Here is a 5,137-nt window from a genome sequence, read left to right on the forward strand (position 1 = left end):
CGCCTTCTCCTGCCTCCTCCCTACGCCGCATACACCACTTCCGACGATAACTCGGGCTGCCTCGGCGTGCGGCCGATGCTGGCCGAACTGGCACGGCGCCCGCACCGGCCGCGGCTCTGCCTGATCGGCGAACCGACCGCGCTCAAGCCGGTGCTGGGCCACAAGGGCAAGCTCGCGATGCGTTGCCACGTGAAGGGCGCCGCCTGCCACTCGGCCTATGCGCCGTATGGCGTCAACGCGATCCAGTATGCGGCGCGCCTGATCGGGCGCCTGGACGAGATCGGAGCCCAACTGGCTGCGCCCGAACATCACGATACCCGTTTCGATCCGCCGTATTCGACCGTGCAGACGGGTGTGATCAAGGGTGGACGCGCGCTGAACATCGTGCCCGCCGAATGCGAGTTCGATTTCGAAGTGCGGGCGCTGCCCGATTTCGATGCCCGGGAGGTGGCGGACCAACTGCAAGGCTATGCGGAACGCGATTTGCTGCCGGCCATGCGGGCCGTGCATCTTGGGACGGAGGTGCGTTTCCAGTCGCTGAGCGCTTACCCGGGACTCGCCACGCCGCCCGATAGCGAAGCGGCGCGGCTACTGGCGCTGCTGACCGGATCGACGGAGTTCGACACGGTGGCGTTCGGCACCGAAGGCGGGCTGTTCGAACAGGCCGGAATCCCGACGGTGGTTTGCGGCCCCGGAAGCATGGACCAGGGGCATAAGCCCGACGAATTCATCAGCACGGCACAGCTTGCGGGCTGCGATGCGATGCTGGCGCGTCTTGGCGATTACCTGGAGCGCCCTCAACGTTAGCGGCGCCCCGGGAAGGCTTAGTGATAGCCCGGATCCCCTTCCCGCACCTTGCCGCGAAACACGCGATACTGCATGGCGTTGTAGACCAGGATGACCGGCAGCACGATGACCGTGCCCACCAGCGTGAAGAGCTGGCTGGAATGGCTCGACGAAGCCTCCCAGATCGTGAGCGAGGGCGGGACGATGTTCGGCCAGATGCTGATGACGAGCCCCGTGAAGCCCAGAAAGCAGATCGCGAGCGTGAGGAGGAACGGCGTGGCTTCGTGGCGGCGCGCCACGGAGCGCAGGATGCCCCACACGCAGGCGACGACGAGTACGGGCACGGGCAGGAACCAGCCGAGATTGCCGCTGGCGAACCAGCGCGCCTCGACGGCTGGCAGGCCCAGCACCGTCCACAGGCTCACGATGACGATGGCCGCGAGCAGCACGATGGCGAGCGGACGCATCAACTGGCGCATCTTGCGCTGCAGTTCGCCATCGGTCTTGAGAATGAGCCAGCCGCAAGCCAGCGTCGCATAGGTGATCAGGACACCGAAACCGCAGAACACGCTGAACGGCGAGAACCAGTCGAACGGGTCGCCGGCGAAGCGGTCGTCGACAATCTTGATGCCTTGCAGCAGCGACCCGAGCACGATGCCCTGGCACATCGCCGCGAGCGCCGAGCCGCCCATGAACGCCAGGTCCCACGCGTGCTGCGTGCGGTTGGCCTTGGCGCGCAACTCGAACGCCGCGCCGCGGAAGATGAGCCCGACGACCATGAGGATGAGCGGCATGTAGTTGGCCGGCAGCAGCGTGGCGTAGACCACGGGAAACGCGCCATACAGGCCGGCGCCGCCCAGCACGAGAAAGGTTTCGTTGCCGTCCCAGACTGGCGCGACGGTGTTGAGCATGACCTCGCGTTCCCCCTTGCCTTCGAAGAACGGGAATAGCAGCCCGATGCCGAGGTCGAAGCCGTCGAGCATCACGTAGATGAAGACGCCGAGGCCGATGATGGCGGCCCAGATCACGGGGAGATCGATTTGCATGGCGTCACTCTCCTGTCACGGCGTCCAGCGCCCGGTTGTGCAATCCCGGATGCTTCAGCGATTCGCGGCTTTCGGTGCCTTCCGCCGGGCCCTTTTTCATCATCTTCAACATGTAGTAGACGCCCGAGCCGAACACGAGGAAATACACGATCACGAGGATCAGCAGCGATACGCCGGCCTGCTGGGCGCCGATGGGCGACACGGAATCGATGGTGCGCACCACGCCGTAGACGGTCCACGGCTGGCGGCCGACTTCGGTCGTGATCCAGCCGGCCAGCAGCGCCACGATGCCCGAGGGCCCCATGCAGAACACGAGCCACTGGAACCAGCGCGTTTCATAGAGGCGCCCGCGCAAGCGCAGCCACAGACCGAGCAGGGCGGTCAGCAGCATCAGCATGCCAAGGCCCGCCATGAGCCGGAAGGTCCAGAAGATGATGGGCGAGTAAGGGCGGTCCTGCGGCGCAAACTCCTTGAGCCCGCGAATTTCGCCGTCCCAACTATGCGTGAGGATCAGGCTGCCCAGATGCGGAATCCGCACGGCGTAGCGCGTGACTTCCGCCTTCATGTCCGGCAGGCCCACGAGGTTGAGCGCCGTGCCGCCGTGCTCGGTCTCCCATAGCCCTTCGATGGCGGCGATCTTGGCCGGCTGGTACTCGCGCGTGTTCAGGCCGTGCGCGTCGCCCACGAAGATCTGTACGGGCGCGAGCACGAGCAGAATGCCGAGCGCCATCGAAAAGCTGCGCCTGACGGGCACGTCGCGCCGCCCGTGCAGCAGGTGCCAGGCGCCGCAGGCCGCCACGATGAAGGCGGCGACGATGAACGCCGCAATCGTCATGTGCGCGAGCCGGAACGGAAACGAGGGATTGAAGATGACCTTGAACCAGTCCACCGGCACGAGGCGGCCGTTTTCGACGGCATAGCCCTGCGGCGTCTGCATGAAGCTGTTGGACGCGAGTATCCAGAACGTGGAGATCAGGGTGCCGACCGCGACCATCAGCGTCGCGAAGAAATGCCCCTTCGGACTCACGCGATTCCAGCCGAACAACATGACGCCGAGAAAGCCAGCTTCGAGAAAGAAGGCGGTGAGCACTTCGTAGGTCAGGAGCGGCCCGGTGATGTTGCCGGCAGCCAGGGCAAAGCCGCTCCAGTTCGTGCCGAACTCGTAGGCCATCACCACGCCGGAGACGACGCCCATGCCGAACCCTACCGCGAAGATCTTCGACCAGAAGCGGTACATGTCCTTGTAGGCCGCGTCGCCGGTCATCAAAAGGCGCCATTCGAGCACGGCGAGAAAGCTCGCCATGCCGATGCTGATGGCGGGAAAGACGATATGAAACGAAACCGTGAACGCAAACTGCAGCCTGGCCAGATGAAAGGCGTCGAAGATTTGCATGATGGATCAGAGCTCCAGGTAACGCCTGCGTTTCGACGGGCAGCGCGCTCCCGCCTTGCATCGTGCACGCCGCCGCGAGTCGCGAACGACAATGGAATGGGCAATGAAGGTCGCAGTGAACATTTCGCCTGTTGCGTTTGGAGTTACGATTGCCGGACATCCAGGCACATCGCCTCGCATCCGGCGCGAATTCAGGGGCGGCGTGGCGAGCCGGCGGGTTCTCGTCTGGCGAAGGCCGCAGGCTACTTGTGGATCATCGCGGTCACGAGCAGGTGAAATGGAAGCGTAAGCAGCAGGGCGCCGCCCACGCCGACGCACCAGAGAATGGCGATCCACTTCAGGTCGTGCAGGAAACCGCGACCACGCTCTGTGGGTTCGCGCTTCATCGTTGTGCCCTCACCGGATGTTTAGCCATGCTCGACAGGGCATTATGGCACCGGGTCGCGCCGCCGATCAAACCAGGAGCCAACCATGGCACAGAACGAACAAGCCGCGTGCTACGGGTTCGACATTAGCGCGCGGTCCAGGTGCAACCGGCTCGGCGGATGGATTGCCCACGTCGAGATCCATCACGAGGGCCGGCTCTTTGCAACCTGCAGCCCCGATACGGTGCAACCGGAGTGGTTGACGGAGGCCGAGGCCAACCGTGACGGGATCGAGCGGGGATGCCGGTTCATCGGCCACATGATGCGCGATCCGCAGGACCGCTCGTGGGTGGCGCTGCGGGCCCGCGCCGAGCAGTGGTTCTTCAGGATCGAGGCCACGCAGGAGGCCGAGCAGATCCTGCGCGAGCTGGCGGCGCGTTAGTTCTCACCACGATAGCGGCTGCGTAAAGATCTGGCCGCCATAGCCCCGGACGACTTCTTCAACCTCGTCGAGGGGCGGCTCGCGGGTTTCGAGGATCAGTGCGACGTTTCCGGCCTGCAACTCGGTTTCGATCGCGCTCGTGAGCTTGCTGTCGAGCACGTGCTCGACAGCATGGCCCGCGAGTCCCGCAGCGGCCCCGGCAGCTACCCCGGCAATCGCACCGGCCGGGCCGCCGAGCAGGCCGACGAGCCCCCCGGTCACGGCGCCGATGACCGTGCCCCAGTACGATTCGGTGTACTGCTCGAGTACGGTCGCCTTGCCGTCCGCGCCTTTCTCGACCATCACGCCGCTTTCGATCTTGAACCCGTCGCCGTCTTTTTCGAAATTGTGGAGGTCGCGGGCGGCTCGTTGCGCCATGTCCGGATTGTCGAAAGTGGCGGCAATCAGTTCTTGGGTCATGTTGACGCTCCTTGGCGGATGAACGGCACTCACTAAAGATACGCAGTTGGCGCGCGCATGGCAGATTAAATCTACCGATACGGATTATCGGTCGAATGCTTCGACGATCCTGCGCCCGATGTTTTCCGATAGGCTCGTTTCGCCGATGCAGTGCGGTGCGGCAATGCCGACCGCGCTCATGAGTGCGCGTGCGATCGGGGGTCTTTTACAAAATGCTGTCTCCAGTCCTGGCGTGCGGAATAGCGCCGAGGGTCAACGTGGCCAGATATGTCACTAGATGGGCCGGATTGGACAGTCCCGGCACTTCCCTTTGAAGCTACGATAGCCACGACACGATTCCGGGGCGCTCGCCTTTGGCGGCTGGCCGCACCGGATGCTCGTGATATCGTTTGAACACAGGGTTCGCCATGACGCCGCGTTGCCGGGTATCGAAACCGCGCTGCGGCGATTCACGGAAGCGCGCTGGCAAGGTTTGCCATATCCATCGAGGTAGGGCGCGCAAGCTGGCGCAGGCGTGCCCGCGGTTGCCGGAGAGCCGTTCTGAAGCGGGCCCGGGGGAGACTCAGCATGAATTCGAATGACCTGATCGCACAATACGGCCCACGCGAATCGATGGAATACGACGTGGTGATCGTAGGCGGCGGCC

6 protein-coding genes are annotated in these 5,137 nt (G+C 64.3%); 2 read left to right on the forward strand and 4 right to left on the reverse strand.

Annotated features, from left to right (window positions below; all coding sequences use genetic code 11):
- Positions 1-807: M20/M25/M40 family metallo-hydrolase (locus V8683_RS31085; protein ID WP_462880741.1), on the forward strand; the 807-nt coding region annotated here is incomplete at its 5' end.
- Positions 808-824: 17 nt separating this feature from the next.
- Here the strand turns inward: V8683_RS31085 and cydB are convergent.
- The 3 genes from cydB to V8683_RS31100 all read right to left on the reverse strand — a co-directional run bounded on the left by cydB (position 825) and on the right by V8683_RS31100 (position 3,611).
- Positions 825-1,832 (reverse strand): cytochrome d ubiquinol oxidase subunit II, encoded by a 1,008-nt coding sequence (cydB, locus tag V8683_RS31090; RefSeq protein WP_411192275.1) that lies wholly within the window; start codon positions 1,830-1,832, stop codon positions 825-827.
- 4 nt (positions 1,833-1,836) lie between these two features.
- Positions 1,837-3,225, reverse strand: a complete 1,389-nt coding sequence (locus V8683_RS31095) for a cytochrome ubiquinol oxidase subunit I (protein WP_411192276.1) — start codon at positions 3,223-3,225, stop codon at positions 1,837-1,839.
- A 242-nt stretch (positions 3,226-3,467) separates the two neighbouring features.
- Entirely contained in the window at positions 3,468-3,611 is a 144-nt protein-coding gene (locus V8683_RS31100) for a hypothetical protein (protein ID WP_411192277.1), read from the reverse strand.
- A gap of 85 nt (positions 3,612-3,696) precedes the next feature.
- Here V8683_RS31100 and V8683_RS31105 point away from each other — a divergent pair, with 85 nt between their 5' ends.
- A complete protein-coding gene (locus V8683_RS31105) occupies positions 3,697-4,032 on the forward strand; it encodes a DUF6566 family protein (protein ID WP_411192278.1) in 336 nt (111 codons plus the stop codon).
- Positions 4,033-4,035: 3 nt separating this feature from the next.
- On the opposite strand, the gene V8683_RS31110 is transcribed toward V8683_RS31105, so the two are convergent.
- A complete protein-coding gene (locus V8683_RS31110; RefSeq protein ID WP_411192279.1) occupies positions 4,036-4,491 on the reverse strand; it encodes a DUF1269 domain-containing protein in 456 nt (151 codons plus the stop codon).
- Between the last annotated feature and the right edge of the window lie 646 nt (positions 4,492-5,137).

It is taken from the genome of Paraburkholderia sp. AV2, from assembly GCF_054968425.1.